Source organism: Mesorhizobium sp. B2-6-4 (assembly GCF_006441495.1).
Classification (GTDB): Bacteria; Pseudomonadota; Alphaproteobacteria; order Rhizobiales; family Rhizobiaceae; genus Mesorhizobium.
Window position 1 is genome coordinate 1 of sequence record NZ_VFUE01000013.1, and the last position, 18,693, is coordinate 18,693.

Below are 18,693 nucleotides of genomic sequence, written 5' to 3' on the forward strand. Positions count from 1 at the left end.
CCGCCCCCACGGGCGGCCCACCCCCTCCTGCGTCCGCGCATAGGGTGCGCGTGGACGCTCATTTAGCGCACCCGCTACAGCCCAAAAATCGCAAGGAGAGTGAGAATGCGTGTCCTTCCGGACCTGTCGCAAAAACCCCGTCGCGGCCAGCGTCTGGCGCATACCGTGCTGGTGCGCGAGGACGGCTTTTCGCAGTCTCATTCCCTTGCCGACATGGTGCATCGCGTCTGGAATGGCTTCAGCCTTCCCAAGGTCGCCTGCACCGCACCCGAGCGTGAGGCGCTTGAGCGTGTCTCCGCTCGGCCGTCGCGCCAGCACCAGGCCCCCGTCCGACGCAATGCCCGCCGGCTGTACTCGCCGCAGGATCAGCGTGGGGTCGAGACCGTCTTCGTGATCATGGATCGCCAAGAGGGCCAGGTGCTGGCGCGGGTGAAGGGCGGTGCCCTTCACGCTGAAGTTGAAGCCGAGAAGCTCGCCCGATCGCAGGGGTTCGAGCTCTCCGATCTCAAAGTCATTTTCGAGGGAGAACTCTCATGATCCGCATCACACTCGCCGCCAGCGGGCTGGCCGCGCTCGTCGGCTGGATGTCACCACAGCTACAGGACGGCCAGCAGCACCTCTACACGCTGGAGGTGGACGGCAAGCAGATCTCGGCCGGCCCGAGCTGCGTGGCCGCGTGGCGCGCGGCGGACGGCGCCATCCCAGCCGGGTGGCGCGAGATCATCTGCTACCAGATCAGGTGACATTTCTAGGCCGCTCCACGGTCGTGTGGGGGAGCGGGACGCGCCGGAAGCTCGGGAGAGCGCTTGGCTGCACTTCGGGTGCGGGAGACGGGTCAACGCGGACGGAGGGACGACGACCACATCCCGAGAGAGAGCGCCTGCGCCACATCCTAACCGAGCGGTTGGGGCTGTGTCTGCAACTTATTGTTGTGGAATTCAGCCTCGGTTCGGGCTCTGGACGTGGCGCAGGCGGTGGCGGGGGCCAAATCAGCGCTCCACCAAGTTTTTCTGTCACGCGTCCACATGAGTTTTCCAGTTGTCTTTTGCAACCAGTTTCGCGGAGAAATCAGATGATGCAACACCCTTACTGGACCCCGGCTAAGGTCGAACAGCGGCTCGAAGCGATCGAGAAGAACCGGCTGGAGGCCATTCGCTATCTCGATGAGGCCAGGCTTCGCCGACCGGCCGGTAGGGTGCTCGAGGCACTCGAAATCAAACATTAGTTTAAGAAACCGGAATAAGCTATTCTAATTGCGTGGCTTTTTCCCTATTATAAGATCTTTTATTTCTCTCCCAATTCCCCAACGCGGGGAAAATAATAAGGAGTACAGAACGATACCTAAAATCACAAAGGGGCTAAGAAAATTTGACTATAGTACATATAAAATAATGGTCTTAGGAATTGGCCCCTCACACTGTTCTCCTTATTCCGCGATACTATGTGAGCACCCATGGCCAGACCGAAAACCCCTCTGAAAGACCGAGTACTCCGGCAATCCCACATTGAGGGCAACCACCTGATCTGGAACGGTCCAATGCGTGGTCGTCGCCCTGTCATGCGCCACTACGGAAACCCGGCCCGTGTGCTGCTCAATTTGGTGGATTTCCCACGGATTTCAATCCGTCCCACCTGCCTTGAGCCGCGATGCATCGAGCCCACCCACTGGCGCGTGGTGAAAGAGCGCGACTTCAAATACCTCGACCTCCCACCGGTGACATGGCGCGATCCCCGCGACACCTCGACGGCCGATTTCACCGACCAAGAGGTCGAGGAAATCCAGATGATCGTCGAGGACGGAAACGTCGACGAGGAAGAGCTTGCGAAGTGGTATCGGCCCGAAGTCGTGGCCGAGATCCTGCGCCGCGCCAGCGCCACCTCCACCTAAGAACCACCAAAAGCAACAGCAACAGCAACGCGCCCTGAGCGCCACGGAGAAGCACGTCATGGCGCAAGCGGCCAACCCTTTCCGTCGCAAGAGACGACGGAACCAGTCAACCCGCTTCCTTTCGAAGCGCGAAACCGCAACTCACCCGTCCTTGGTGAAGTGACATGTCCCAGCCCCTCTATCGCATCGTCGCGACCAGACGATGCAAGACGCACAGACCAGGCACCACACTCGACTTCACCGGCCCTCGCAGCTCCCTGACCAAAGGCTGGCGTGTCGTCGGCCGATACCAGGGCAAGAACTACGTCACCAACCTGTCGGGCATGCAGTTCGACATCGTGGAGTACCGATGATGCTGACCCATTCCCAAGCCCGCTCGATCGCGGAAGCCCTCTGGGGCACAGGCGGCACCCATTCCGCCCGCACCAACAGGCCCGGTGCCTTCTACTTCTCCTGTTCGGGCCACGGCGGCTTCGTGATCGACGCCCGCTGCCTTGCCCATGACGAGTATGCTCGCTTCATCAAGCACATCACCCCCGAGCAGGCCCAGGACTACGGCAAGGCGATCCAACACCCCTACCGCCGCCGCTCGTTCAAGGTCACCCAGACCCAACTCGCCAACATGCAGGAGTTCGAGTTCTTCGTGCTCGAGGAAGACTGCGATTGGTGCATCGCGCCACTCATGGCCGGCATCCGCGTTGAGGGCATGACCGACGAGGCCGCCCAATCCACGTTCGACCACTGGCTGAAGGACAAAGCCGCATGAACCGCCACCTTTTCCACCCCGATGGCCGCCACGTCCAAATAGGCGACGAGGTCACCTCATTCCGCGACGAGAAAGCCACCATCACCGGCTGGGACAAGACCGGCCGCAATCGGGTCTACGTGAAGTGGGCTGATGGTGGCATCGGGTCTGAGTACTTCGTCTCTGTCTTCGACCTCACATGGGACAAGCCAAATGCAGCAACTGACTAGCGCCCAGGGCGATAGCGACCAGCATTACCGGAACCTCAATCTTTACCAGCGCCTGGGAAAGCCCGCCGAGTCCATGCTCGGCTGCTACTGGCAGATCGACGAGAAGGCCTACCACTTCTTCGAGGCCCTACTGCCACCTCGCTACTGCGCCGGTGGCTTCCGCCTCAGCGAGCGCCTGACCGGCGACATCGCCGCGACCTATCTAAAGGTCGGCGCCCACTACTGGTGCGGGTTCACGGATCTGGGCGACACGCCGGCCACCGCTCTGGTGGCGCACATCGCGTTGGAGCTCGCATGAGGCTACGCCGCCGCAAAGGCAGGCGAACCGGGCCCGCCGTTCCCAACGCCGGACAGCTCATGGGCTGACCGTCTCTACAACCGCGGCTGGTGTGACGGTCGCGCTACCATAGCTGATCCGAGAGTTGTTCCCGAATGCGTGGTCGACGATCAGCCAACACAGGAGGCCATCATGAAGAAGTAACCGCACCACCTCCGCCGGACTAATATAGCGCCCCCATCAACCACCGCTCCTTCCGAGCACCTACGGCGCATCGGACTTCAACCAAATCTCTCAATTGGCACTCAACTAGAGCTCATGGGATCAAAATCGATTTAGTTCGATCGGGTCATGAGACGAACGGCTTGCCATAATACCCCCTCGCTGAATGCGGGTCTGCAACGACCTAAACTTGTGACCCGTCCACCGCATGAGCGTGGACCGAGCCGCTCCTTCGAGAATGGAGCACCTCAAGGCCCTCGCCACCAGCGAGGGCCTTTTTCTTTGCCCACGGAGAGCGACCATGAGCAGGACCACCATCACCACGGCATCTGATCCCAACACCAAATACCACGACGTCTGTAGCCAGCTCGAATTCAGCGGTTGGGCCAAAATCAGCTGCGGAGAATATGCGTCGATCTGGGCTCACCCCGATTGCCCCGACTCCGTCTTGAAGGTCGGCCACGACCTCAGCGACGGCTGGCTGGACTACGCCAAGTCCTGCACCAAGACCCGCTCGCCCCACGCGCCCCGTATCCACGCGATCGAGCTCTACGAGAACTTCTTCTACGCCGAGATCGAGCGCCTCGCGCCTCTCTCACCCGATCGCTACTACGAGGAAAGCCTCAGCCGGCATCCTTATCCCGAGGACGTTCCGACCCACTCGCTGGCATGCTTCCTGCGCCGTACGGAGCGCGTCCGCCGCAAGTTCACGGACCATCTCGCCGACTACCATGAGAACAACTTCATGGTCCGGCCCTCCACCAACGAAATCGTCTGCACGGACCCATGGTGCTAACATGAGAGCCCAGATCAATCACGCCCGCCGCAACGCCTGCTTCAGCGAAGCCGCACTGCGCCAAAAGGGATACCGTCAGATCGGCCGCGGAGCCTTCTCCAAGGCGTTCGTCCATCCCGACGCCCCCGAAGTCGTCATCAAGGTCGGCAAGCTCTACAGCAAGCGCTGCGGTCTCACCGATGGCTTCCCGCACTTCGCCCAGCAACTGCTTGAGGGCGAGATCCATTCCAAGTTCTTCCCCAAGGTCTACGGGCTCGTGATCGACCCCGTCAAACAGCTCTTCTGGTGCATCATGAAGCGCTACCGGAAGGTGCGGGGCGCCAAGAAAACGGCCGAGCAGATCAGCACCACACACAAGGCCATCACCGGCTCCATCAGCGGCACCAAGCCGGTCGGCCGCTTCCGCAAGGCGATGGAACAGCTGATCGACCATCGGTTCATCTCGGACATTCACGCTGGCAACGTCCTCTGGAACGGCGCCACTCCCATCGTCATCGACCCAATCTGCATCCGGCCGCGTTACCAAACGGAGTTCTACGCATGATCACCCAGACCCAATTCGACACCATCTACCGCGGCCTGGCCGCCCAGGGCTGGGAGCGGTCATACGACGAGGAGCACACCATGTGCCTGTACCGCGACCGACCCAACGGCCGGAAGTGTGCGATCGGCCACCTCATCGCCGACGAGGACTACACCGTCGACATGGATGCATTCGACACCAGCAGCGGCTGCTTCACACTGGTCAACTTTCACCAGCGCGATCTGCTGATGGACATGACGTCGGACGAGTTCCAGCTCCTTCAGCAGGCCCATGACAACAACGAGTACCCGGCCGAAATGAAGGCTGCTTTCGAGGACATCGCCCTCGACCTCGGCCTGGTGATCCCGTCATGAAGAACTGGCGGAACTCCGTCCACGACGTCGGCCCTCCCCTCCACCACGACGACCCGCGCCACCGGTTCACCAAGATCGGCTTCGGTGGGGTCGCCATCGTCATCGGCCCAGGCCCGTTCGCGGTGCCTGCGCCGTCCGTCTATGTCAAGGAGACACCCAGTGAATGACCGAGTTCGCTTCACCCTCAGCGACGTCGACAAGAACCACGCCGCCAACGCCAGGGCAGCGCAGAAGGCCTTCGGCCTGACCTGCACCCAGGCCTACAACGCTGTCCGCACCGAGCAGACGATCATCTGCCGGCCAAGCCAGTTCGCCCGGTTCCTGATCTTTCGGTCGCAGGAAGTCGACGGCAACCGCTTCAAGCAGCTCAACGCCGAGCTGCTTCCGCCCGAGCACCTCGACTACATGCTCGACGTCACAAGGAACGCAGCATGACCACCATCACCTCTAACTTCGCCATCCTCGACGTCAAGGCCGGCCGCCACCGGCTCGCCCGTCATTTCTCGAACCGCCCGCGTCTCGGCGAGTGCCCCGAGAAGCTGCGTATCCCTATCGTGATCCACGGATACATCGACGACATCCATGGTCACGATGATGGGGTCAGTCAGGAGTTCCAGATCACGGTCTCGAAACTGGAGACGTCATGAACCGCAAGATCGACTTCCCCCAGCTCCTGGAGCCAATCTATGCCCACGGCAGGAATGGCTTCTTTCAGGCCGCGGCGCTCAACGTGCTCGAGATCACCAACTCCTGTCTCGTCCTGGAGAACTGGACGAGCAAGGGCACGATTGGCCGCGGCCGAGTGGTTCTGCCGGTGGACCGCAACGTGGTTCGTGATCTCGCGAACCACCTCAACAGGATAGCCGACCGGCTCCCCTGACCCACAAGTTTCAGGTGCATCGCTCTCCTCCTGCGGGTCCACCAACCATCCACTTAACGGCAACGCATGTTGGCTCGATCTGGCACCTGGATCGGGGCGTGGATGGTTGGCACCTACGCCATCATTGGAGACCATCGTGAACGTCAACGACCTCACCTTCAACACCGGCCGCCTCTACACCAAGGACGGCCAGGTCATCCGCGCCGTCTTCGATGCCAACGCCGGCGTCGTGCGCTTCAACGACTTCTCACGCATGGTGTCGGGAGAGTTCCCCTACCAGCGCCACAACAACACGCCCCAGGATCTCGCCCTCGCGGTGATGCTTGCCTACGACCACGGCATCTACACCTACACCCGCGAGGCCCCGCGCCGTGACCCGGACGCCGAGATCAGGAGCATCCGGCTATGAGGCTGACCGCCCTGCTCCTCACCCTGACGCTGCTCACCGGCTGTCAAACGGTCGACAACTGCTCCTTCTGGAAAGGCAAGCCCTACGACGGGAGCCAGGAACTCTGGCGGCAATTCGACTGCCCGCTGACCGGGCAGCGCAGCACGTTTCTCAAATATCAGGAGTAGTCGTGACCACCGAATGGAACCCCGGTCAGCAGACCGATGCCCAAGCAGAGGGCTGGGACATCTTCGAAGCGAGCGGCTCCCAGCTCAATGAGAACGGCGACCGCCCCTTCCAGCTGCAGGCCTGTGACCAAGCCCAGATATTCACCGGCTTCCTCTGCGACCTGAAGGCCTGGACCCACGTTTACACCAAGGCGATGACCGGCTCGCTGCTCCACCAACAGGCACTGAACTTCCTCAAGGAACACAGCGCGCCGGAGTTCGAGGCCATCATCAGCGAGAACAGCCCTGACGGGCGCGAACTGAACGAGGAGTTCCAATGGCCGATGCTCTGAAATGCCTCTGGCAGATCCTCGTGCCGTGCAACTACAACAACGGCAAGCCCGTCCGCACCCGCCACCACCGTGAGTGGGACAAGCGCATCAGGGCGATCACCGGCGGCCTCACGATCCTGTCCCCGGGCAAGGGCCAGTGGGTCGATCCCGCCACCGACACGCTCTACCAGGACCGCGTGATCCCGGTGCAGCTCATCGCGACCGCCGAAGAAATGGAGCGGATCGCCGACATCACCAACCAACACTACCGCCAGCTCGCCGTCATGTATTTCAAGATGAGCGAGACGGCGATCATCAGGGAGGCAGCATGAACGCCTTGTGCTTCCAGGTCCACGGCGACCACATAACGGAAATCTCCCGAACCCGCGTGATCGAGGGCCGCTTCGATCACGGCTACCGCATCCTCTATGAGGGCCTGCACGGGATCAGCGCGGACCAGGTGCTCTCAATCCTGCGAGGTGACAGCAAGCTCGAAGGCATCAACGATCTTGACCTGATCGAGGACAACGACACTGAGTGGAAGGCCAAGCTCGAATACCACTTCGCCGGTGTCTGGGTCACGTCGGCCGGCCGGCATCTGCGCCCCTACGCCATTGTCACGTCGTGGGGACCTGACGACATGAAGCACGCCGCTCGGATCACCCCCGACAGCGACAGCGTGAAGACATCCAGTCTGATGCAGCCGATCGGCCAGGAAATGTCCGGGCGCAACCTGTATTACGCCGACGACCCCGACCGCGACGTGGTGAAGAGCCTGCGGTTCAAATCGAATGACCCGGACATCGCGACCGCAAAGGACGGCACGGTGTCGATCCTCTTTAAGGAGATCAGAGGGTTCCCGATGACTCTCATGTCGGCACACCACGACCCGCAGAAGGCGCTGGATGCCTTCATCAACGCCGACCGCAATCTGGAGCGGCGCGGCTACTGCGACCTGTATCCGCGTGAATATTTCAAGGTGCGGTACGAATGCGAGAAGGTCACCGACCCGGCGCCCGACGCCCAGACCCACATGACGATCAACGAGAACAGCCAGACCGACTTCAACACGATCGGCCGGTTCCGCAACAAAGTGATCGACGCCAAGCAGCGCGGCATGGAGCTGGAGGAATACGAGCACTACCAGAGCATCATGCTGAACAGGGACAGTCCCTTCCAGCAGCGGCTCGATGCACTCGATAACGTCATGAAGCTCCAGAAGACGCTTGATCGAAGCATTCCCGACTGGCGGGAGGCGATCATCGAGCAGGCCGGACTCAGCTGGATCGAAATGGAGTTTAATGGAAAGACGATCCGCTTTCCGAGAGCGCCGTTCGAGAACTGGTGCCTATGGCGCACGGACGGCGCCCACCTGGCCCCGCCCTGGCAGATCGTGTCGCCCCAAGGCGTCAAGATGATGGGTGATGATCCATACCACACCGACTTCCTGATTGGCGCCGGCCTCGAGCCGGATGCCATGATGCGGGACCGCATGTTCAACGACGCTGTCTTCAAGCTCCGCGGCGAGGTCCAGCAGGAGAAGATGGGCTTCGAATGTGCGGTGCTCAGCGGCAAGGGCTCGGCCTGGGGCACGGTGGTCCATCCGAAGGTGGGCGACTCCCTACCGGACGATGCGATCGTCGTGCTGAAGAGCGCATCGGCCAAATATCTGGACCTCGCTCTCCAGGCCAAGGGCGTGATCGTGGAGCGTGGTGGTGAAATGGCACACCTGATCACCGTTGCCCGGGAAAAGGACGCGATCATCGTCCGCGTTCCCGACGCTCTCAAGATCTACCCCGCCGACGCTTCAGTCACGATCGACGCCTCCGAAGGCAAGGTCACTCTCCACGAGGGCGACATGAAGTCGATCTGGGAGTTCAGCCGTCGCCAGGCAGAATGACCCTAGCGCCGTGTCGTAGCTTCACGACGCGGCCCTCCTGCCCGCGCACGGCCTCCTCGTAGGCCGCCCGCGCCACGCGAATATTCTTCGCCACCGCCAACGTCTCATCCACCCGCAGATCGTCGCCGCTCCACAGCTCAACGTGGAATGCGAACTCTTCGATTGTGGGTGGATCGATGCGCCGTGCCATGAATTTATTCCTACACCCTGAACGGATGGAGAACAAGGTGAAATCCTTCACTCTCGACGGCAAGCGGCACAAAATCCACCCCAAGATCCCGCTCCAACAGATCCGCTGGCTGATCGGCCGGCAGCATGTCGGCACGCCCGACGCCGACATCGAGCAGTTGGTCGCCGCTCGCGCCAACGACTGGCCCAGGGCGGCGGTCGACTCCGGTAAGAAGTTCGCCGTCTGGTGCCACCGCAAGAACCAGGAGCTGGTGAGGGAGATGAGGCTGTGACCGAACTCCGCACCAATGTCATGGTCCGCGGCGAAGCTCGTTTCGACATGGTTGGTCAAAAGCTGCCTTACAGCCTGCACGACACCGACGAGCAGATCAGCCCCGGCCTCGTGACCAGGCTCTATCGCTACGCCCTGCGCGAGCTGGTGGAGAGCGGCTTCGAAATCTCATCCTGGGACTGCGAGGTCTACACGATGGACGGCAATCTCCGCCCATCGGAGCGCTACTATTGCGTCGAGTTCACCGGCCCCAAAGGCGGGATGATCGGTGTGCAGGGCATTATGACCAATTACGGTTGGCCATGCCTCGATCATGGCCTTTGCGTCGGGAGGGACAGGTCATGACCGTCCATCACTACACCCGCTGGACCTTCAAGGCCTCTCGGCTCGCCCACACCGAAGCCTGCCAGATCGAGGATGCCGATGTCTGGCGCCAGATCGGCACCCCCGGCGAGCTCGGCTTCCTGCGCCTGCTTTCCAACTGGAACCGTGTCTCCGCCCGAGGCTTCGAGACCACCGGCATCCTCTACCTCTATCACCCGGAGTACAAACCATGAGCATCCGTCACCAATACCAGCGCTGCAAGCCGGTGACCGACAAGAACATCGGCAAGAACCTGCTCAAGCGCGGGAAGAAGGACTACTCAGCCGGCGGCGGCGCCAAGGAGCTGGCCCGGGCTGCGAAGAGGGCCGCGAAATGACATGGGTTCCCTGCCAGCGCTGCAAGCTACTCACCCAGATCGACCAGCTCGACAGCAAGCCGAAGATGACGCCCCTACTGCGGGTCATCAATGCGGCCCGAGGCCAGATCAAGATGCTGGCCTATGCAGCGGACCACGGGCACGATTTCACCGTGCTCGAATGCAGGACCTGCTACGGCCCGGGCTGGTCGTCCAACACGGCCTGAACCGTCGCGTGGCGCAGCTTCGGCTCGCCTCGCAACGTTCGCACCTTTGCCTTTACCCTGGACGCAAGCCACTCGACCTCGGGCTCGACCGCCGCCTTTGGCACCCCCACTGGCGGTCTCCCGCTACGAACTCGTTCCATGAGGCGCTCGCGCATCTGCTTTGTGACCGCGATGGTGGCGCGACCGACATATTTGCCCTCGCGTGCCATGATCCCGACCGTCTGCTTGCCGGGTTCCCGCTTGAGGCCGAGCAGCTCGAATTCGCCGACCTCCCAGCACTTCGTCTTGACCCAGATGTCGGACGGGCCGCTGCGATAAGGGCTGTTCCGGCGCTTCGAGACGATGCCCTCAAGGTCCATCTTCTCGGCTGCGGCGTAAAACTCAGCGCCGCCGCCCTCGACGTGCTGGCTGTACTGAATGATGCCCTCGGCCGGCTTGACCAGATCCCACAGGATCGCCTTGCGCTCAATCACTGGCCGCTTGCGAAGGTCCTCACCGTTCAGGTGCAGGATGTCAAAGGCCACGAAGGCGAGCAGCTCGGCATTCCAGGCCATACGTGAGTGCATCTGGCGGAAGTTCGGCCGCCCATCAGGCTCCGGCGCGATCATCTCGCCGTCTAGGATGAAGGCCTTGGCCGGCAACTTCTCGGCCGCGGCGACGATCGGCCAATAGCGCTTCGACCAGTCGTGCCCGTTCTTGGTGAAGGCCCGGGCGCCTGCCCAGTCAAGGATCAGCTGGGTGCGAAACCCGTCATATTTGATCTCGTGGATCCAGTCGTCGCTGACCGGCGGCTCGAGCACCAACTCTGGTTCCAATGGCTTGATGAACTTCAGACGCATACCCCACCCACCCCGCGATAAGTCACGAGGTCCAATTCTGTTCCGGAACAATTTAGCCGCTTTGAATTTAAAAGATAATGACGAAGCTCTCCGACCTCGGCAAACCAAAACCAGGCCATCGGCATGGTGGCGACCCGGTGCGTGAAGAGGACAACTTCTACACCTGCAAAATCTGCGGGCAGAAGGTCGATATGCGCGATCTGCGGCAGGTGTTCTGGCACGAAGAGCCAGACCATGAACCTTTAGAATACGACTCCTAACCCCGACATCACGGAGGAGCCATGAAGCTCCGCGCCATTTGGAGCCAGCGCTACCAGCACTGGGTGCTTTGCCATGACCAACCCTGTGAGAAGGGCGAGACGAGCGTCGTAGCCCGTCTCTACGACTGCGATGGGCCGGCGATCGCCGAGCGCTTCAACATTCACCACCACCCTCAACGCTACCTCACCCTCATGAAGGAGGTCTACGGACTATGACCACCGCGCGCTACTTCTGCCTCGCCGTCTACGGCTTCAAGAAATGCTGCCCGGTCCACCTTGACCCCTACACCAAGAACAACGCCGAGCGCGCCAAGCGGTGGCAGATGGTGGCCGACCAAGGTGGCCAGGACAACTTCCACATCGTCACGGTGCATCCGACCGAACGCGGCACCTTCGTGTCGGTCGAGACCGGCGCCCACTTCGAGGCGAGCCAAATGGCCTACACCAAGGAGGCCTGGGACCGCTTCCTCGACCGGATGTGGCCCCCGGCGTGAACCAGCGCCACAAGGCGATGCTGAAGATCCTGAAGCTGTCCGACGTGACCACCGCGCGTGGCTTCACCGAGAACGAGGTCCGCACGGCCGACGCCAAGATCCAGCAGCTGATGGAAACCCACAAACTTGAGTTCAGAAAACCCCGCCGGCGCCGCTGGTGGGCATCCATTTGGAGATTGAGATGGCGTTCCCTAACCACATGAGGCCGATCGAGGCCACGATCGTCGGCAATCTGATCAAGAAGGCCCTGGGCCTGGGCTGGACAGTGTCGGTCTACGACGGCGAGGAGTGGGCTCTCCAGCAGTCCAGTGACTACGAGGCGATCACCACCGAGATCGCTGCCACCGACGAGACCCAGATCATCTTCCGCGGTGGTATCGGCCAGAGGATCGGCTGGCTGCAGCTCATCCACGGCAACGACGAAGACGTGATCTCAGACCACACCGACAACATAGCCATGGGGCTGTTGGTGCAGGGTCTCGCCGCATGAAAATCGTTGTTCAGACCCTGGCGATCGACGATCGCAACGGCACCCAGTCCATGGCCTTCGCCACCGAGGACGAGCTCTATCGCTACCTCTACGATGATGTGATCGCCTGCAACAGCGACCTCCTCACCTACGAGCAGTTCCTGGAAGACCCCTGGGACTACATCCCGAAATTCAGCGGCGATCTGGACACCTACTCGGCCGACGAGGTGGTGCTCGACATCCCGCTCTGGCGGATCCTCCGCGACAATCTGAAAACGAAACTGGAGAAGTGGCTACCATGAACGTCGACGCCATCAACAATCTGGCCGGCTTCCTCGAAAACATCCCGAGCAAGCACAATCGCGGCTTCAACATGGGCAGTTATACCGGTCCCACCGACCCCGACGAGAGCACCAACGTTGGCTTCCAGTGCAACAGCACGGCATGTATCGCCGGTTGGGCATGCCTTGTGGTGGGCGAGAAGGGTCAGATCCGGAAAACCGCTCGCAGCACCAAAGACGTCCCCAGTCGTTACGAGGATTTCGCCGCCGATCTTCTCGACCTCGACTACCGCACCAGCAAACAACTGTTCGAGCCAATGAACGTAGGCCCTCACGTCAATGCTGACGTCGACTGGGACAAGATCACGCCCCGGCAGGCCGCCAAGGTTCTGCGCCACCTCGCGAAAACGGGAGAAGCCGATTGGTCGATCGCGCTGTGAACATCAACCCCAACACCCTGGCCAACATCTGCGCCGTTGCGGCGGAACGCTTCAAAAACCACGCGAAGGAGTTCTGCAAGCTGATCGATTACAAGCCGAAGGCCAACACCGGCACGACGATCGACATGATCCCTCACGGTGAAGGCGCCCGTCGCTTGGCAGAGCAGTTCGAGCTGCAGGCCAAGGAAGCCGAGGAATACGCTGCCATCTTCGCGGAGGCAGACACCATAAAAGTGAGCTAGTCCTTGTCCGACTGGCGTTCACGTCGCTCGATCTCGCGCTCCACGGCCTCACGGATAAACGCCGCCCGCCGATTTTTTCCGCCTGCAATTTGATCAATCTTCTCCGCCATGCCCTTGGGCAGTCGGACAAGTATTGGCTTCACATTCAATGGCGGGCGTCCCATTCGCCTGCGACTATCCGATATCGGTATTTGAGTCAATTCGCTCTCCTATTCGATAGCGTTTATTGACATATAACCGATATCGCTTATAGCTTCAACCAGTAAACAGAACGAGGTGATCCCATGAAAGCGCCTGACGGAACAGCCATCGTCGCCACCCTGGAAAACACACCCGGCACGTGTGGTGTCGTCTTTGAAAACGACGGCACCTGGGATTTCGATGGCAGTGGGACGGAGCACAATTACGACGGCCAGGAAACCGTCACCCGAGCCGACCAGACTGTCTTCATTGACGAAGATGGCAAGGAGTGGCTGGAAAGCCAACTGATCCCCGATAGCGCCAGGCCGCGGAAGAACATCAAGCCGTGGTTCCACGACCGTGAGCTCCGCCGGATCGAGATCGTCAACACGATCGAGTCCCTGATGGAGCGCACCACCGGCAAGAAGCTCAAGGTGGCCGAATGCGAGTACCTGACCCGCGCAGTCACTCTGTTGCTCACCAGATCGGAACCCGAGAAATGAACCTGTATTCGATCGAGCTGAAGATCGCCGCCACGGCCTACATCAAGGCCGTGGACGAGGAGCAGGCCCTGGCCGCGGCCATGGACATGGTCGGCAACGGCATCGAGCTGAGTGAAGACCTGTGCGCTGGTATCCCCATCACCGGCCGCCGTTTTGACGACGAGGACCTCCCCGAAGTCAGCCTATCGCCGGCGATGACGATCGACAGCTTGTGGAGCCCCGATACCACGCCTGATCTTGCCGAGGAGGATGTGCCTGATGCGCCTGAAGATCGTCCCTAACGGCGCCGAGCGCCACATCCAACACCGGAGAAACTGCACATCATGATCACTGGCAAGACGCTGATCGACTGGGGCATCGACCCCAAAGGTAGAGGCAAGTGGTTCGGCGAAGCGATCCGCAACGCCAACATCCTCCATAGCCTCGGCCGGTCGGGGATGGAGATCCTCGCCGAGATCCGCAAGAGCGAACCCCAACTACCCCCCGAGATCCCACTCCGCACCAACTCACTGCCGTTCAACGTTTTCCTCGAGCCGGAGGACGAGATCGAGCACACCAACCTCAACCTGGTCGTCGAGGCCATGGACAAGCTGATGCGAGTGCCGACCGTCGAGAAGGCCGTCGTCATGCCCGACGCCTGCCCTGCCGGCATCATCCCGGTCGGCGGCGTGGTGGCCACCATGAATGCCATCCATCCCGGTTTCCACTCGGCCGACGTCTGCTGCTCGATGGCGATCACCGTCTTCAAGCGCATGGAGGATCTGAAGAAGATCCTGGACGTTGCCCAGGAGGTCACTCATTTTGGCCCGGGTGGCCGTAGGGCGCTTCACACGTCCATGGGTGCTTCCATTGGTCTGGTCGATCTTATCGACCGCATGGATGGTAACCGCTTCACGCAAGACCGCCAGTCAAAACACGGCGACATCGCCGAGACCAATCTCGGCACCCAGGGCGACGGGAACCACTTTCTGTTCGTCGGCGCGCTGCGCTCGACCGGTCAGCCCGCCATCGTGACCCATCACGGCTCCCGCGGACTCGGTGCGCTCGTCTACAAGCGAGGCTTGGCCGCGGCCAAGAAGCACACCGCGATCGTGTCGCCCAGGACCGACCCACAGGCCGCTTGGATCGACGCCGACAGCGAGGCCGGCCAGGATTACTGGAAGGCGCTCCAGCTGGTGCGCGAGTGGACAAAGCTGAACCACTTCGTCCTCCACGACCGCATCCAGCAACGCATTGGCAACTCCGTGGTCGATCGGTTCTGGAACGAGCATAATTTCGTGTTCCGGCGCGACGACGGCCTCTACTACCACGCCAAGGGTGCCACCCCGTCATTCGCCGGCTTCTCGGCTGACGACGACGGCCGGACCCTCATTCCTCTCAACATGGCGGAGCCGATTTTGGTCACGCGGCACGCCGACAAAGTCGAGGCGCTTGGCTTCTCACCACATGGCGCCGGCCGGAACATGAGCCGGACTGCCTACCTCCGCGACGTGATTGGAGACCGAGACGGTGCCGCTATCATGACGATGCTTCGCCGGAAGGTCGATGCCCGTTTCTATCTCGGCATCCCCGACCTGTCCGAACTGCCCGAGGCATACAAGAACGCCGAACAGGTTCAGCAGCAGATCAACAAGCACGGCTTGGCGAAGGTGGTCGACTTCGTCGATCCCTACGGCTGCATCATGGCCGGCGAAATGCACTGGCAAAGGAAAACCAAATGAAGATCGACCTCTTCTATATCGAGGGCGAGCACGACACCGTGCCGGGAATTGCCCGAGCCCTTGTCGCCACCGAGGCCGACGCCAAGAAGGAGGCCGAGGAACTGCTCAAGGCCGGCGCCCACGTTTACCGCCAGGACATGTCGGTCGAGGTCCCCCTCGCCTACAGCCATCTTGAAGTGGAGGCTGCGCTCTGCGTCTGGGAGCACCTATGCGAGATCACCGTCGTTGGAGACCAGCCGGCCAGTCCTGAATGGATGAAATACCGGGAAGACGTCGGCTCGCTCGAGCTTCGGCACCACAGCATCGACATCGGCAAGTGGGTGCTCCAGGTCTACGACCTGCTGCCCGAATGGTACAGGGCTTCTGGCGCCTATGACTGGGAGATCGTCCCCGCGATCGTCAGCTGTCTCACGCCGGGTGAAGCTTTCCGCGACCCGGTCATGGCCCGAAGGGAGCTCCTGATCAGTCAGAGCGCCAAAGAGGAATACTTCCGGAGCTGCGATTGGCACCTGAAGGCCTTCTACGGCATCACGATCGAAGACGCTGGCGTGGAGAAGGACGAATTTCTCCAGGTATGGTTCGACATCAATACCGACCCGGCCGAGCAGATCAGGCGCTACGCCGAGAAGTACGATCTGGAGAAGATCAGATGACCGCCGACGACATCAATGTCCGCCTCAAGGTGGACATGAGCTGCTTCATCACGGTCGGCGTCTACGCCGGCCCGATAACTTCAGCGATGATCGCTGAGCACGTCTACGAGCTGGTCGTGCAAAGCAAGATGGTCGACCTGATAGACAAGGTCACGATCGATGCCATCACCTTGGACGACAACACCACCCTCATTGAGGCAGGAACATGCACACCCGGCTGAACATGCAAGACTGGAAGGTCGCCGAAGGTGAAGACGCAGACCCCCGCAAATGGGTCGTCAACATCAAGTCGGAGACATCCCGGATCGACGTCGAGGCGAAATGCCCAGACGGCACCAAACGCAAGCTCTGGGTCGAGATCAACGACGGCCAACTGGTCGTCCATGCCTACGATCCCGACCATGACGAGCCGGTCAACGTGAGGATCACGAAGACCGGCATCCTCGTCGACAGCGACGACCGCGGCGAGAAGCCGCTGAACCGCTACGAGCGGTTCGAGGAATTCGTCCAGCAGATGGCCCGCCTCACGACGCCGGAGGAGGAGTTCGAGGAGAAGAAGGCCGCCGGTGAGAACTGGGACGGCGTCACCTACGAGGACGCCGACGAGATGGTCTCGGACTTCAGCGACGACCGGCTCTGCGACGAATACGGCGCCTTCATGACAATGGTCCGCGCAGCAAAGGAGCTGGTGAAATGAACAAATTCCAAAAGGCCGCGGCTGCGACTTTCTCCAATGGAGAACATAGCCACGTCCAAGACCTAACCCAGGCGGATAAGGTGGGCGACACACTCTTCCTCTTCATCCTCCGCGAATTGGAGGACGTCGAGGACGCCGAAACGGCCAGCAGTCGGATCGACCGAGCGGTAATTGACCTGATGGAGGTCGGCAACGCCCTGGAGCTGGTGCGATGATTGTCTACAACGTCGACCGCGCCTGGTTCCCGATGAAGAACGACGCTGACGCCCACCGGCGTCAGCTCGGCCTCAAACCGGCCGCGCTCGCCACCATCAGGATCGACTCCCGAGAGGAGCTGGCCGCGTTCTTGAACGCCCTCATGGGCCTAAAGAAGGAGCCGGCGCCCGACGCGCCGGAAGAAACCCCGCCCGCCGGTGCTATCTTGGAGCCACATGTCGTGGAACCCGAGGTGGTCGAACGAAACTATATCGAGGTGCCTGACTTCGTGCCCATGTTCCTGGCTAAGGAGCATGCGAAGCAACAAGGCAAGGAGATCCGGTGGATCAGTTCGGCTTCGACCGAGACCAACCCCGGATCTTGAAGTTCGGCAGCTGGTCTTCTTTGACCACGCCGGCCCTCACCATCTTACCCTTCAGCTCCTGATATTGGCGGATCAGATCATTCTGATGCTCGATCGCCTTAGCCTGCTTGGCCTGCATCACGGCCTCGTGGATGGCTTCGAGCTCGTCCATGCTTTTGTCCGTCAGGTCCACTGGATACTGTTTTGGCATAGGAACCTCCATGTCTAAGAAATACGACGTCACGATTGTCGAGACGGTCATACACACCTTCACCATCGACGTCGAGTCCGACGAAGATCCGAATGAAGCGGCCGGTGAGGCGTTTGTCCAGGCCGAGAAATTCGAGGAGCTGGAGAACTACGGCCTCGTGGTCAGTCACCGGGAGGTAGAGAATGTCACACCTCAGTGAGGTCTACTGGAACAGCCACAAGCGCTGTTTCAGCATCCGGCCGAAATTCGCCTGTGAGCTTGAAGGCTTCGACCAATCCCCCAGGGGTCGCGTGTTCTACAATCGCGGCCCCTTCGTTTTGGCGGCGCCCCGCTTCAAGGTCAACGAGGTCACTCGCCAGCGGGTAATCCGCACCGGAAAGAAGGAGGTTCACGCAACAATCTCTGGTCTTCCTCTAGTACTGGAGACTTTGACCATTCCAACAGGAGCACAACGAGTGCGATACAACCCGTTCAGGGCCCCATACTTTCAGGGCCCGGGAGGTGGCGCCGTCTGGCATGCCGACATCGCGTTCATGAAGGACAACGAGGTCTGGATCCTATGACACCCAAGCAGAAAGAGCTCCTCGTCCGGGGACTGCTCACCAACAGGCTCTACCCCGCCGGGGGTGAGTACGCTGCAATAAAGGCGATGAAGCGCCGGGGCTGGACGACCGAGGAATGGTTCATCGGCCGCGAAACCATCACGACCGATGGGGTGGCCGCGCTCGAAGCCAACAGCAAACCAATCGAAATTTTCCAGGCCAATTTTCGGTACCTGCTGCTCGTCAAGGGCCAGCCCGTCGCCGAGATGTTGCCTGGGCAACGCCAGAAAATGGAGAAACTCCTTGCAGATACAGGTCTATGAGCCTCTGACCGGCGACGTACTCACCCGAGCGGACGTCGCCAACATGAAGCTCCCCTTCGAACACGGCTGGGATCAATGGTGGGTGACGAGCCCATCCGGGCGCATCCTCGGGCGCCACAATTCCTATGACGCCGCCGAGCTCCAGGCCCGTATCCAGCCCCTCGCAGCCTAAACCACCCCTCCCTTCTCAA

General features: G+C 60.9%; 49 protein-coding genes. 45 read left to right on the forward strand and 4 right to left on the reverse strand.

All coding sequences use genetic code 11. The annotated features are described in order from the left end of the window. Nucleotides 1–105: 105 nt before the first annotated feature. The 20 genes from FJ426_RS18725 to FJ426_RS18805 all read left to right on the forward strand — a co-directional run bounded on the left by FJ426_RS18725 (nucleotide 106) and on the right by FJ426_RS18805 (nucleotide 8,722). The gene (locus tag FJ426_RS18725) at nucleotides 106–537 is read left to right on the forward strand and encodes a hypothetical protein (RefSeq protein WP_140579925.1); all 432 of its coding nucleotides are present in this window, start codon (nucleotides 106–108) and stop codon (nucleotides 535–537) included. Then, nucleotides 534–743: a hypothetical protein gene (locus FJ426_RS18730; RefSeq protein WP_140579926.1), complete on the forward strand. Its 210-nt coding sequence runs from the start codon at nucleotides 534–536 to the stop codon at nucleotides 741–743. The genes FJ426_RS18725 and FJ426_RS18730 overlap by 4 nt, the downstream gene beginning before the upstream one ends. A 329-nt stretch (nucleotides 744–1,072) precedes the next feature. Beyond that, the gene (locus tag FJ426_RS31420; RefSeq protein WP_181176971.1) at nucleotides 1,073–1,225 is read left to right on the forward strand and encodes a hypothetical protein; all 153 of its coding nucleotides are present in this window, start codon (nucleotides 1,073–1,075) and stop codon (nucleotides 1,223–1,225) included. 228 nt (nucleotides 1,226–1,453) lie between these two features. Then, on the forward strand, nucleotides 1,454–1,888 hold the full coding sequence (locus FJ426_RS18735; protein WP_140579927.1) for a hypothetical protein: 435 nt from the start codon (nucleotides 1,454–1,456) through the stop codon (nucleotides 1,886–1,888). A gap of 164 nt (nucleotides 1,889–2,052) precedes the next feature. Beyond that, nucleotides 2,053–2,241 carry a hypothetical protein gene (locus FJ426_RS18740; protein ID WP_140579928.1) on the forward strand — a complete coding sequence of 63 codons (189 nt, stop codon included), beginning with the start codon at nucleotides 2,053–2,055 and terminating at the stop codon, nucleotides 2,239–2,241. Next, complete coding sequence (locus FJ426_RS18745) at nucleotides 2,241–2,654, forward strand: hypothetical protein (RefSeq protein WP_140579929.1); 414 nt, start codon at nucleotides 2,241–2,243, stop codon at nucleotides 2,652–2,654. The genes FJ426_RS18740 and FJ426_RS18745 overlap by 1 nt, the downstream gene beginning before the upstream one ends. Continuing rightward, the gene (locus tag FJ426_RS18750; RefSeq protein WP_140579930.1) at nucleotides 2,651–2,863 is read left to right on the forward strand and encodes a hypothetical protein; all 213 of its coding nucleotides are present in this window, start codon (nucleotides 2,651–2,653) and stop codon (nucleotides 2,861–2,863) included. The genes FJ426_RS18745 and FJ426_RS18750 overlap by 4 nt, the downstream gene beginning before the upstream one ends. Continuing rightward, nucleotides 2,847–3,161: a DUF1419 domain-containing protein gene (locus tag FJ426_RS18755; protein ID WP_181176972.1), complete on the forward strand. Its 315-nt coding sequence runs from the start codon at nucleotides 2,847–2,849 to the stop codon at nucleotides 3,159–3,161. Before FJ426_RS18750 ends, FJ426_RS18755 begins: the two co-directional genes overlap by 17 nt. A gap of 502 nt (nucleotides 3,162–3,663) precedes the next feature. Beyond that, nucleotides 3,664–4,158 (forward strand): hypothetical protein, encoded by a 495-nt coding sequence (locus FJ426_RS18760; RefSeq protein ID WP_140579932.1) that lies wholly within the window; start codon nucleotides 3,664–3,666, stop codon nucleotides 4,156–4,158. Between the two features lies 1 nt (nucleotide 4,159). After that, nucleotides 4,160–4,702: a hypothetical protein gene (locus FJ426_RS18765; RefSeq protein WP_140579933.1), complete on the forward strand. Its 543-nt coding sequence runs from the start codon at nucleotides 4,160–4,162 to the stop codon at nucleotides 4,700–4,702. Next, nucleotides 4,699–5,055 carry a hypothetical protein gene (locus FJ426_RS18770; protein ID WP_140579934.1) on the forward strand — a complete coding sequence of 119 codons (357 nt, stop codon included), beginning with the start codon at nucleotides 4,699–4,701 and terminating at the stop codon, nucleotides 5,053–5,055. Before FJ426_RS18765 ends, FJ426_RS18770 begins: the two co-directional genes overlap by 4 nt. Then, nucleotides 5,052–5,222 carry a hypothetical protein gene (locus FJ426_RS31425; RefSeq protein WP_181176973.1) on the forward strand — a complete coding sequence of 57 codons (171 nt, stop codon included), beginning with the start codon at nucleotides 5,052–5,054 and terminating at the stop codon, nucleotides 5,220–5,222. The genes FJ426_RS18770 and FJ426_RS31425 overlap by 4 nt, the downstream gene beginning before the upstream one ends. After that, nucleotides 5,215–5,490 (forward strand): hypothetical protein, encoded by a 276-nt coding sequence (locus FJ426_RS18775; RefSeq protein ID WP_140579935.1) that lies wholly within the window; start codon nucleotides 5,215–5,217, stop codon nucleotides 5,488–5,490. The genes FJ426_RS31425 and FJ426_RS18775 overlap by 8 nt, the downstream gene beginning before the upstream one ends. Then, the gene (locus FJ426_RS18780; RefSeq protein ID WP_140579936.1) at nucleotides 5,487–5,702 is read left to right on the forward strand and encodes a hypothetical protein; all 216 of its coding nucleotides are present in this window, start codon (nucleotides 5,487–5,489) and stop codon (nucleotides 5,700–5,702) included. Before FJ426_RS18775 ends, FJ426_RS18780 begins: the two co-directional genes overlap by 4 nt. Then, a complete protein-coding gene (locus FJ426_RS18785; protein ID WP_140579937.1) occupies nucleotides 5,699–5,935 on the forward strand; it encodes a hypothetical protein in 237 nt (78 codons plus the stop codon). The genes FJ426_RS18780 and FJ426_RS18785 overlap by 4 nt, the downstream gene beginning before the upstream one ends. A gap of 136 nt (nucleotides 5,936–6,071) precedes the next feature. Beyond that, nucleotides 6,072–6,344: a hypothetical protein gene (locus tag FJ426_RS18790; RefSeq protein ID WP_140579938.1), complete on the forward strand. Its 273-nt coding sequence runs from the start codon at nucleotides 6,072–6,074 to the stop codon at nucleotides 6,342–6,344. After that, the gene (locus FJ426_RS31430; RefSeq protein ID WP_181176974.1) at nucleotides 6,341–6,511 is read left to right on the forward strand and encodes a hypothetical protein; all 171 of its coding nucleotides are present in this window, start codon (nucleotides 6,341–6,343) and stop codon (nucleotides 6,509–6,511) included. The genes FJ426_RS18790 and FJ426_RS31430 overlap by 4 nt, the downstream gene beginning before the upstream one ends. Before the next feature lie 2 nt (nucleotides 6,512–6,513). Further along, on the forward strand, nucleotides 6,514–6,843 hold the full coding sequence (locus tag FJ426_RS18795; protein WP_140579939.1) for a hypothetical protein: 330 nt from the start codon (nucleotides 6,514–6,516) through the stop codon (nucleotides 6,841–6,843). Further along, nucleotides 6,828–7,154: a hypothetical protein gene (locus FJ426_RS18800; protein WP_210241461.1), complete on the forward strand. Its 327-nt coding sequence runs from the start codon at nucleotides 6,828–6,830 to the stop codon at nucleotides 7,152–7,154. Before FJ426_RS18795 ends, FJ426_RS18800 begins: the two co-directional genes overlap by 16 nt. Nucleotides 7,155–7,159: 5 nt before the next feature. Continuing rightward, complete coding sequence (locus FJ426_RS18805) at nucleotides 7,160–8,722, forward strand: PEP-utilizing enzyme (protein ID WP_210242336.1); 1,563 nt, start codon at nucleotides 7,160–7,162, stop codon at nucleotides 8,720–8,722. Here the strand turns inward: FJ426_RS18805 and FJ426_RS18810 are convergent. Continuing rightward, complete coding sequence (locus tag FJ426_RS18810) at nucleotides 8,700–8,912, reverse strand: hypothetical protein (RefSeq protein WP_140579941.1); 213 nt, start codon at nucleotides 8,910–8,912, stop codon at nucleotides 8,700–8,702. The genes FJ426_RS18805 and FJ426_RS18810 overlap by 23 nt on opposite strands. A 37-nt stretch (nucleotides 8,913–8,949) precedes the next feature. Here FJ426_RS18810 and FJ426_RS18815 point away from each other — a divergent pair, with 37 nt between their 5' ends. Genes FJ426_RS18815 through FJ426_RS18830 form a run of 5 tightly spaced genes read left to right on the forward strand, consistent with a single transcriptional unit; the run spans nucleotide 8,950 to nucleotide 10,088 of the window. Beyond that, nucleotides 8,950–9,183: a hypothetical protein gene (locus tag FJ426_RS18815; RefSeq protein ID WP_140579942.1), complete on the forward strand. Its 234-nt coding sequence runs from the start codon at nucleotides 8,950–8,952 to the stop codon at nucleotides 9,181–9,183. Then, nucleotides 9,180–9,527: a hypothetical protein gene (locus tag FJ426_RS18820; protein ID WP_140579943.1), complete on the forward strand. Its 348-nt coding sequence runs from the start codon at nucleotides 9,180–9,182 to the stop codon at nucleotides 9,525–9,527. Before FJ426_RS18815 ends, FJ426_RS18820 begins: the two co-directional genes overlap by 4 nt. Further along, nucleotides 9,524–9,739, forward strand: a complete 216-nt coding sequence (locus FJ426_RS18825) for a hypothetical protein (protein ID WP_140579944.1) — start codon at nucleotides 9,524–9,526, stop codon at nucleotides 9,737–9,739. Before FJ426_RS18820 ends, FJ426_RS18825 begins: the two co-directional genes overlap by 4 nt. Continuing rightward, complete coding sequence (locus FJ426_RS31435) at nucleotides 9,736–9,882, forward strand: hypothetical protein (protein WP_181176975.1); 147 nt, start codon at nucleotides 9,736–9,738, stop codon at nucleotides 9,880–9,882. The genes FJ426_RS18825 and FJ426_RS31435 overlap by 4 nt, the downstream gene beginning before the upstream one ends. Continuing rightward, the gene (locus tag FJ426_RS18830; RefSeq protein WP_140579945.1) at nucleotides 9,879–10,088 is read left to right on the forward strand and encodes a hypothetical protein; all 210 of its coding nucleotides are present in this window, start codon (nucleotides 9,879–9,881) and stop codon (nucleotides 10,086–10,088) included. The genes FJ426_RS31435 and FJ426_RS18830 overlap by 4 nt, the downstream gene beginning before the upstream one ends. Here FJ426_RS18830 and FJ426_RS18835 read toward each other — a convergent pair. Beyond that, entirely contained in the window at nucleotides 10,055–10,927 is an 873-nt protein-coding gene (locus tag FJ426_RS18835) for an RNA ligase family protein (RefSeq protein WP_246675575.1), read from the reverse strand. The two genes, FJ426_RS18830 and FJ426_RS18835, sit on opposite strands and share 34 nt — an antisense overlap. Nucleotides 10,928–11,004: 77 nt before the next feature. Between FJ426_RS18835 and FJ426_RS18840 the strand changes: the two genes are divergently transcribed. Genes FJ426_RS18840 through FJ426_RS18875 form a run of 8 tightly spaced genes read left to right on the forward strand, consistent with a single transcriptional unit; the run spans nucleotide 11,005 to nucleotide 13,113 of the window. After that, nucleotides 11,005–11,187 (forward strand): hypothetical protein, encoded by a 183-nt coding sequence (locus tag FJ426_RS18840; RefSeq protein WP_140579946.1) that lies wholly within the window; start codon nucleotides 11,005–11,007, stop codon nucleotides 11,185–11,187. Between the two features lie 21 nt (nucleotides 11,188–11,208). Continuing rightward, complete coding sequence (locus FJ426_RS18845) at nucleotides 11,209–11,403, forward strand: hypothetical protein (RefSeq protein WP_140579947.1); 195 nt, start codon at nucleotides 11,209–11,211, stop codon at nucleotides 11,401–11,403. Further along, on the forward strand, nucleotides 11,400–11,681 hold the full coding sequence (locus tag FJ426_RS18850) for a hypothetical protein (RefSeq protein ID WP_140579948.1): 282 nt from the start codon (nucleotides 11,400–11,402) through the stop codon (nucleotides 11,679–11,681). Before FJ426_RS18845 ends, FJ426_RS18850 begins: the two co-directional genes overlap by 4 nt. Further along, nucleotides 11,678–11,884, forward strand: a complete 207-nt coding sequence (locus FJ426_RS18855; RefSeq protein ID WP_140579949.1) for a hypothetical protein — start codon at nucleotides 11,678–11,680, stop codon at nucleotides 11,882–11,884. The genes FJ426_RS18850 and FJ426_RS18855 overlap by 4 nt, the downstream gene beginning before the upstream one ends. Next, nucleotides 11,863–12,171, forward strand: a complete 309-nt coding sequence (locus FJ426_RS18860) for a hypothetical protein (protein WP_140579950.1) — start codon at nucleotides 11,863–11,865, stop codon at nucleotides 12,169–12,171. Before FJ426_RS18855 ends, FJ426_RS18860 begins: the two co-directional genes overlap by 22 nt. Then, nucleotides 12,168–12,452, forward strand: coding sequence for a hypothetical protein (locus FJ426_RS18865; protein ID WP_140579951.1), 285 nt, complete (start codon nucleotides 12,168–12,170; stop codon nucleotides 12,450–12,452). Before FJ426_RS18860 ends, FJ426_RS18865 begins: the two co-directional genes overlap by 4 nt. Then, nucleotides 12,449–12,871 carry a hypothetical protein gene (locus tag FJ426_RS18870; protein ID WP_140579952.1) on the forward strand — a complete coding sequence of 141 codons (423 nt, stop codon included), beginning with the start codon at nucleotides 12,449–12,451 and terminating at the stop codon, nucleotides 12,869–12,871. The genes FJ426_RS18865 and FJ426_RS18870 overlap by 4 nt, the downstream gene beginning before the upstream one ends. Continuing rightward, nucleotides 12,853–13,113, forward strand: a complete 261-nt coding sequence (locus FJ426_RS18875) for a hypothetical protein (RefSeq protein WP_140579953.1) — start codon at nucleotides 12,853–12,855, stop codon at nucleotides 13,111–13,113. The genes FJ426_RS18870 and FJ426_RS18875 overlap by 19 nt, the downstream gene beginning before the upstream one ends. On the opposite strand, the gene FJ426_RS31440 is transcribed toward FJ426_RS18875, so the two are convergent. Further along, nucleotides 13,110–13,256 (reverse strand): YlcI/YnfO family protein, encoded by a 147-nt coding sequence (locus tag FJ426_RS31440; protein ID WP_281405497.1) that lies wholly within the window; start codon nucleotides 13,254–13,256, stop codon nucleotides 13,110–13,112. The genes FJ426_RS18875 and FJ426_RS31440 overlap by 4 nt on opposite strands. Before the next feature lie 141 nt (nucleotides 13,257–13,397). Between FJ426_RS31440 and FJ426_RS18880 the strand changes: the two genes are divergently transcribed. Genes FJ426_RS18880 through FJ426_RS18915 form a run of 8 tightly spaced genes read left to right on the forward strand, consistent with a single transcriptional unit; the run spans nucleotide 13,398 to nucleotide 17,447 of the window. Then, nucleotides 13,398–13,796, forward strand: a complete 399-nt coding sequence (locus FJ426_RS18880) for a hypothetical protein (RefSeq protein ID WP_140579954.1) — start codon at nucleotides 13,398–13,400, stop codon at nucleotides 13,794–13,796. Beyond that, on the forward strand, nucleotides 13,793–14,077 hold the full coding sequence (locus FJ426_RS18885) for a hypothetical protein (RefSeq protein WP_140579955.1): 285 nt from the start codon (nucleotides 13,793–13,795) through the stop codon (nucleotides 14,075–14,077). The genes FJ426_RS18880 and FJ426_RS18885 overlap by 4 nt, the downstream gene beginning before the upstream one ends. Nucleotides 14,078–14,119: 42 nt before the next feature. Further along, a complete protein-coding gene (locus FJ426_RS18890; RefSeq protein WP_140579956.1) occupies nucleotides 14,120–15,517 on the forward strand; it encodes an RtcB family protein in 1,398 nt (465 codons plus the stop codon). After that, nucleotides 15,514–16,170 (forward strand): hypothetical protein, encoded by a 657-nt coding sequence (locus tag FJ426_RS18895; protein ID WP_140579957.1) that lies wholly within the window; start codon nucleotides 15,514–15,516, stop codon nucleotides 16,168–16,170. Before FJ426_RS18890 ends, FJ426_RS18895 begins: the two co-directional genes overlap by 4 nt. Continuing rightward, complete coding sequence (locus FJ426_RS18900; RefSeq protein WP_140579958.1) at nucleotides 16,167–16,391, forward strand: hypothetical protein; 225 nt, start codon at nucleotides 16,167–16,169, stop codon at nucleotides 16,389–16,391. Before FJ426_RS18895 ends, FJ426_RS18900 begins: the two co-directional genes overlap by 4 nt. Further along, complete coding sequence (locus tag FJ426_RS18905; protein ID WP_140825489.1) at nucleotides 16,376–16,867, forward strand: hypothetical protein; 492 nt, start codon at nucleotides 16,376–16,378, stop codon at nucleotides 16,865–16,867. Before FJ426_RS18900 ends, FJ426_RS18905 begins: the two co-directional genes overlap by 16 nt. Next, the gene (locus tag FJ426_RS18910) at nucleotides 16,864–17,082 is read left to right on the forward strand and encodes a hypothetical protein (protein WP_140579960.1); all 219 of its coding nucleotides are present in this window, start codon (nucleotides 16,864–16,866) and stop codon (nucleotides 17,080–17,082) included. Before FJ426_RS18905 ends, FJ426_RS18910 begins: the two co-directional genes overlap by 4 nt. Then, nucleotides 17,079–17,447, forward strand: coding sequence for a hypothetical protein (locus tag FJ426_RS18915; protein WP_140579961.1), 369 nt, complete (start codon nucleotides 17,079–17,081; stop codon nucleotides 17,445–17,447). The genes FJ426_RS18910 and FJ426_RS18915 overlap by 4 nt, the downstream gene beginning before the upstream one ends. Here the strand turns inward: FJ426_RS18915 and FJ426_RS18920 are convergent. Next, nucleotides 17,410–17,598, reverse strand: coding sequence for a hypothetical protein (locus FJ426_RS18920; protein ID WP_140579962.1), 189 nt, complete (start codon nucleotides 17,596–17,598; stop codon nucleotides 17,410–17,412). The two genes, FJ426_RS18915 and FJ426_RS18920, sit on opposite strands and share 38 nt — an antisense overlap. A gap of 49 nt (nucleotides 17,599–17,647) precedes the next feature. Here FJ426_RS18920 and FJ426_RS18925 point away from each other — a divergent pair, with 49 nt between their 5' ends. Genes FJ426_RS18925 through FJ426_RS18940 form a run of 4 tightly spaced genes read left to right on the forward strand, consistent with a single transcriptional unit; the run spans nucleotide 17,648 to nucleotide 18,674 of the window. After that, entirely contained in the window at nucleotides 17,648–17,836 is a 189-nt protein-coding gene (locus tag FJ426_RS18925) for a hypothetical protein (protein WP_140579963.1), read from the forward strand. Next, nucleotides 17,820–18,200 carry a hypothetical protein gene (locus FJ426_RS18930; RefSeq protein WP_140579964.1) on the forward strand — a complete coding sequence of 127 codons (381 nt, stop codon included), beginning with the start codon at nucleotides 17,820–17,822 and terminating at the stop codon, nucleotides 18,198–18,200. The genes FJ426_RS18925 and FJ426_RS18930 overlap by 17 nt, the downstream gene beginning before the upstream one ends. Beyond that, nucleotides 18,197–18,502 carry a hypothetical protein gene (locus FJ426_RS18935; RefSeq protein WP_140579965.1) on the forward strand — a complete coding sequence of 102 codons (306 nt, stop codon included), beginning with the start codon at nucleotides 18,197–18,199 and terminating at the stop codon, nucleotides 18,500–18,502. Before FJ426_RS18930 ends, FJ426_RS18935 begins: the two co-directional genes overlap by 4 nt. Further along, the gene (locus tag FJ426_RS18940; protein WP_140579966.1) at nucleotides 18,483–18,674 is read left to right on the forward strand and encodes a hypothetical protein; all 192 of its coding nucleotides are present in this window, start codon (nucleotides 18,483–18,485) and stop codon (nucleotides 18,672–18,674) included. Before FJ426_RS18935 ends, FJ426_RS18940 begins: the two co-directional genes overlap by 20 nt. Nucleotides 18,675–18,693: the final 19 nt, after the last annotated feature.

Excerpts from the sequence above, each read along its gene's own strand:
- FJ426_RS18725 (WP_140579925.1), top strand. The coding sequence starts at position 106 with ATGCGTGTCCTTCCGGACCTGTCGCAAAAACCCCGTCGCGGCCAGCGT.
- FJ426_RS18730 (WP_140579926.1), top strand. The coding sequence starts at position 534 with ATGATCCGCATCACACTCGCCGCCAGCGGGCTGGCCGCGCTCGTCGGC.
- FJ426_RS31420 (WP_181176971.1), top strand. The coding sequence starts at position 1,073 with ATGATGCAACACCCTTACTGGACCCCGGCTAAGGTCGAACAGCGGCTC.
- FJ426_RS18735 (WP_140579927.1), top strand. The coding sequence starts at position 1,454 with ATGGCCAGACCGAAAACCCCTCTGAAAGACCGAGTACTCCGGCAATCC.
- FJ426_RS18740 (WP_140579928.1), top strand. The coding sequence starts at position 2,053 with ATGTCCCAGCCCCTCTATCGCATCGTCGCGACCAGACGATGCAAGACG.
- FJ426_RS18745 (WP_140579929.1), top strand. The coding sequence starts at position 2,241 with ATGCTGACCCATTCCCAAGCCCGCTCGATCGCGGAAGCCCTCTGGGGC.
- FJ426_RS18750 (WP_140579930.1), top strand. The coding sequence starts at position 2,651 with ATGAACCGCCACCTTTTCCACCCCGATGGCCGCCACGTCCAAATAGGC.
- FJ426_RS18755 (WP_181176972.1), top strand. The coding sequence starts at position 2,847 with ATGCAGCAACTGACTAGCGCCCAGGGCGATAGCGACCAGCATTACCGG.
- FJ426_RS18760 (WP_140579932.1), top strand. The coding sequence starts at position 3,664 with ATGAGCAGGACCACCATCACCACGGCATCTGATCCCAACACCAAATAC.
- FJ426_RS18765 (WP_140579933.1), top strand. The coding sequence starts at position 4,160 with ATGAGAGCCCAGATCAATCACGCCCGCCGCAACGCCTGCTTCAGCGAA.
- FJ426_RS18770 (WP_140579934.1), top strand. The coding sequence starts at position 4,699 with ATGATCACCCAGACCCAATTCGACACCATCTACCGCGGCCTGGCCGCC.
- FJ426_RS31425 (WP_181176973.1), top strand. The coding sequence starts at position 5,052 with ATGAAGAACTGGCGGAACTCCGTCCACGACGTCGGCCCTCCCCTCCAC.
- FJ426_RS18780 (WP_140579936.1), top strand. The coding sequence starts at position 5,487 with ATGACCACCATCACCTCTAACTTCGCCATCCTCGACGTCAAGGCCGGC.
- FJ426_RS18785 (WP_140579937.1), top strand. The coding sequence starts at position 5,699 with ATGAACCGCAAGATCGACTTCCCCCAGCTCCTGGAGCCAATCTATGCC.
- FJ426_RS31430 (WP_181176974.1), top strand. The coding sequence starts at position 6,341 with ATGAGGCTGACCGCCCTGCTCCTCACCCTGACGCTGCTCACCGGCTGT.
- FJ426_RS18800 (WP_210241461.1), top strand. The coding sequence starts at position 6,828 with ATGGCCGATGCTCTGAAATGCCTCTGGCAGATCCTCGTGCCGTGCAAC.
- FJ426_RS18810 (WP_140579941.1), bottom strand. The coding sequence starts at position 8,912 with ATGGCACGGCGCATCGATCCACCCACAATCGAAGAGTTCGCATTCCAC.
- FJ426_RS18825 (WP_140579944.1), top strand. The coding sequence starts at position 9,524 with ATGACCGTCCATCACTACACCCGCTGGACCTTCAAGGCCTCTCGGCTC.
- FJ426_RS31435 (WP_181176975.1), top strand. The coding sequence starts at position 9,736 with ATGAGCATCCGTCACCAATACCAGCGCTGCAAGCCGGTGACCGACAAG.
- FJ426_RS18830 (WP_140579945.1), top strand. The coding sequence starts at position 9,879 with ATGACATGGGTTCCCTGCCAGCGCTGCAAGCTACTCACCCAGATCGAC.
- FJ426_RS18835 (WP_246675575.1), bottom strand. The coding sequence starts at position 10,927 with ATGCGTCTGAAGTTCATCAAGCCATTGGAACCAGAGTTGGTGCTCGAG.
- FJ426_RS18840 (WP_140579946.1), top strand. The coding sequence starts at position 11,005 with ATGACGAAGCTCTCCGACCTCGGCAAACCAAAACCAGGCCATCGGCAT.
- FJ426_RS18845 (WP_140579947.1), top strand. The coding sequence starts at position 11,209 with ATGAAGCTCCGCGCCATTTGGAGCCAGCGCTACCAGCACTGGGTGCTT.
- FJ426_RS18850 (WP_140579948.1), top strand. The coding sequence starts at position 11,400 with ATGACCACCGCGCGCTACTTCTGCCTCGCCGTCTACGGCTTCAAGAAA.
- FJ426_RS18860 (WP_140579950.1), top strand. The coding sequence starts at position 11,863 with ATGGCGTTCCCTAACCACATGAGGCCGATCGAGGCCACGATCGTCGGC.
- FJ426_RS18865 (WP_140579951.1), top strand. The coding sequence starts at position 12,168 with ATGAAAATCGTTGTTCAGACCCTGGCGATCGACGATCGCAACGGCACC.
- FJ426_RS18870 (WP_140579952.1), top strand. The coding sequence starts at position 12,449 with ATGAACGTCGACGCCATCAACAATCTGGCCGGCTTCCTCGAAAACATC.
- FJ426_RS18880 (WP_140579954.1), top strand. The coding sequence starts at position 13,398 with ATGAAAGCGCCTGACGGAACAGCCATCGTCGCCACCCTGGAAAACACA.
- FJ426_RS18885 (WP_140579955.1), top strand. The coding sequence starts at position 13,793 with ATGAACCTGTATTCGATCGAGCTGAAGATCGCCGCCACGGCCTACATC.
- FJ426_RS18890 (WP_140579956.1), top strand. The coding sequence starts at position 14,120 with ATGATCACTGGCAAGACGCTGATCGACTGGGGCATCGACCCCAAAGGT.
- FJ426_RS18895 (WP_140579957.1), top strand. The coding sequence starts at position 15,514 with ATGAAGATCGACCTCTTCTATATCGAGGGCGAGCACGACACCGTGCCG.
- FJ426_RS18900 (WP_140579958.1), top strand. The coding sequence starts at position 16,167 with ATGACCGCCGACGACATCAATGTCCGCCTCAAGGTGGACATGAGCTGC.
- FJ426_RS18905 (WP_140825489.1), top strand. The coding sequence starts at position 16,376 with ATGCACACCCGGCTGAACATGCAAGACTGGAAGGTCGCCGAAGGTGAA.
- FJ426_RS18910 (WP_140579960.1), top strand. The coding sequence starts at position 16,864 with ATGAACAAATTCCAAAAGGCCGCGGCTGCGACTTTCTCCAATGGAGAA.
- FJ426_RS18915 (WP_140579961.1), top strand. The coding sequence starts at position 17,079 with ATGATTGTCTACAACGTCGACCGCGCCTGGTTCCCGATGAAGAACGAC.
- FJ426_RS18920 (WP_140579962.1), bottom strand. The coding sequence starts at position 17,598 with ATGGACGAGCTCGAAGCCATCCACGAGGCCGTGATGCAGGCCAAGCAG.
- FJ426_RS18925 (WP_140579963.1), top strand. The coding sequence starts at position 17,648 with ATGTCTAAGAAATACGACGTCACGATTGTCGAGACGGTCATACACACC.
- FJ426_RS18930 (WP_140579964.1), top strand. The coding sequence starts at position 17,820 with ATGTCACACCTCAGTGAGGTCTACTGGAACAGCCACAAGCGCTGTTTC.
- FJ426_RS18935 (WP_140579965.1), top strand. The coding sequence starts at position 18,197 with ATGACACCCAAGCAGAAAGAGCTCCTCGTCCGGGGACTGCTCACCAAC.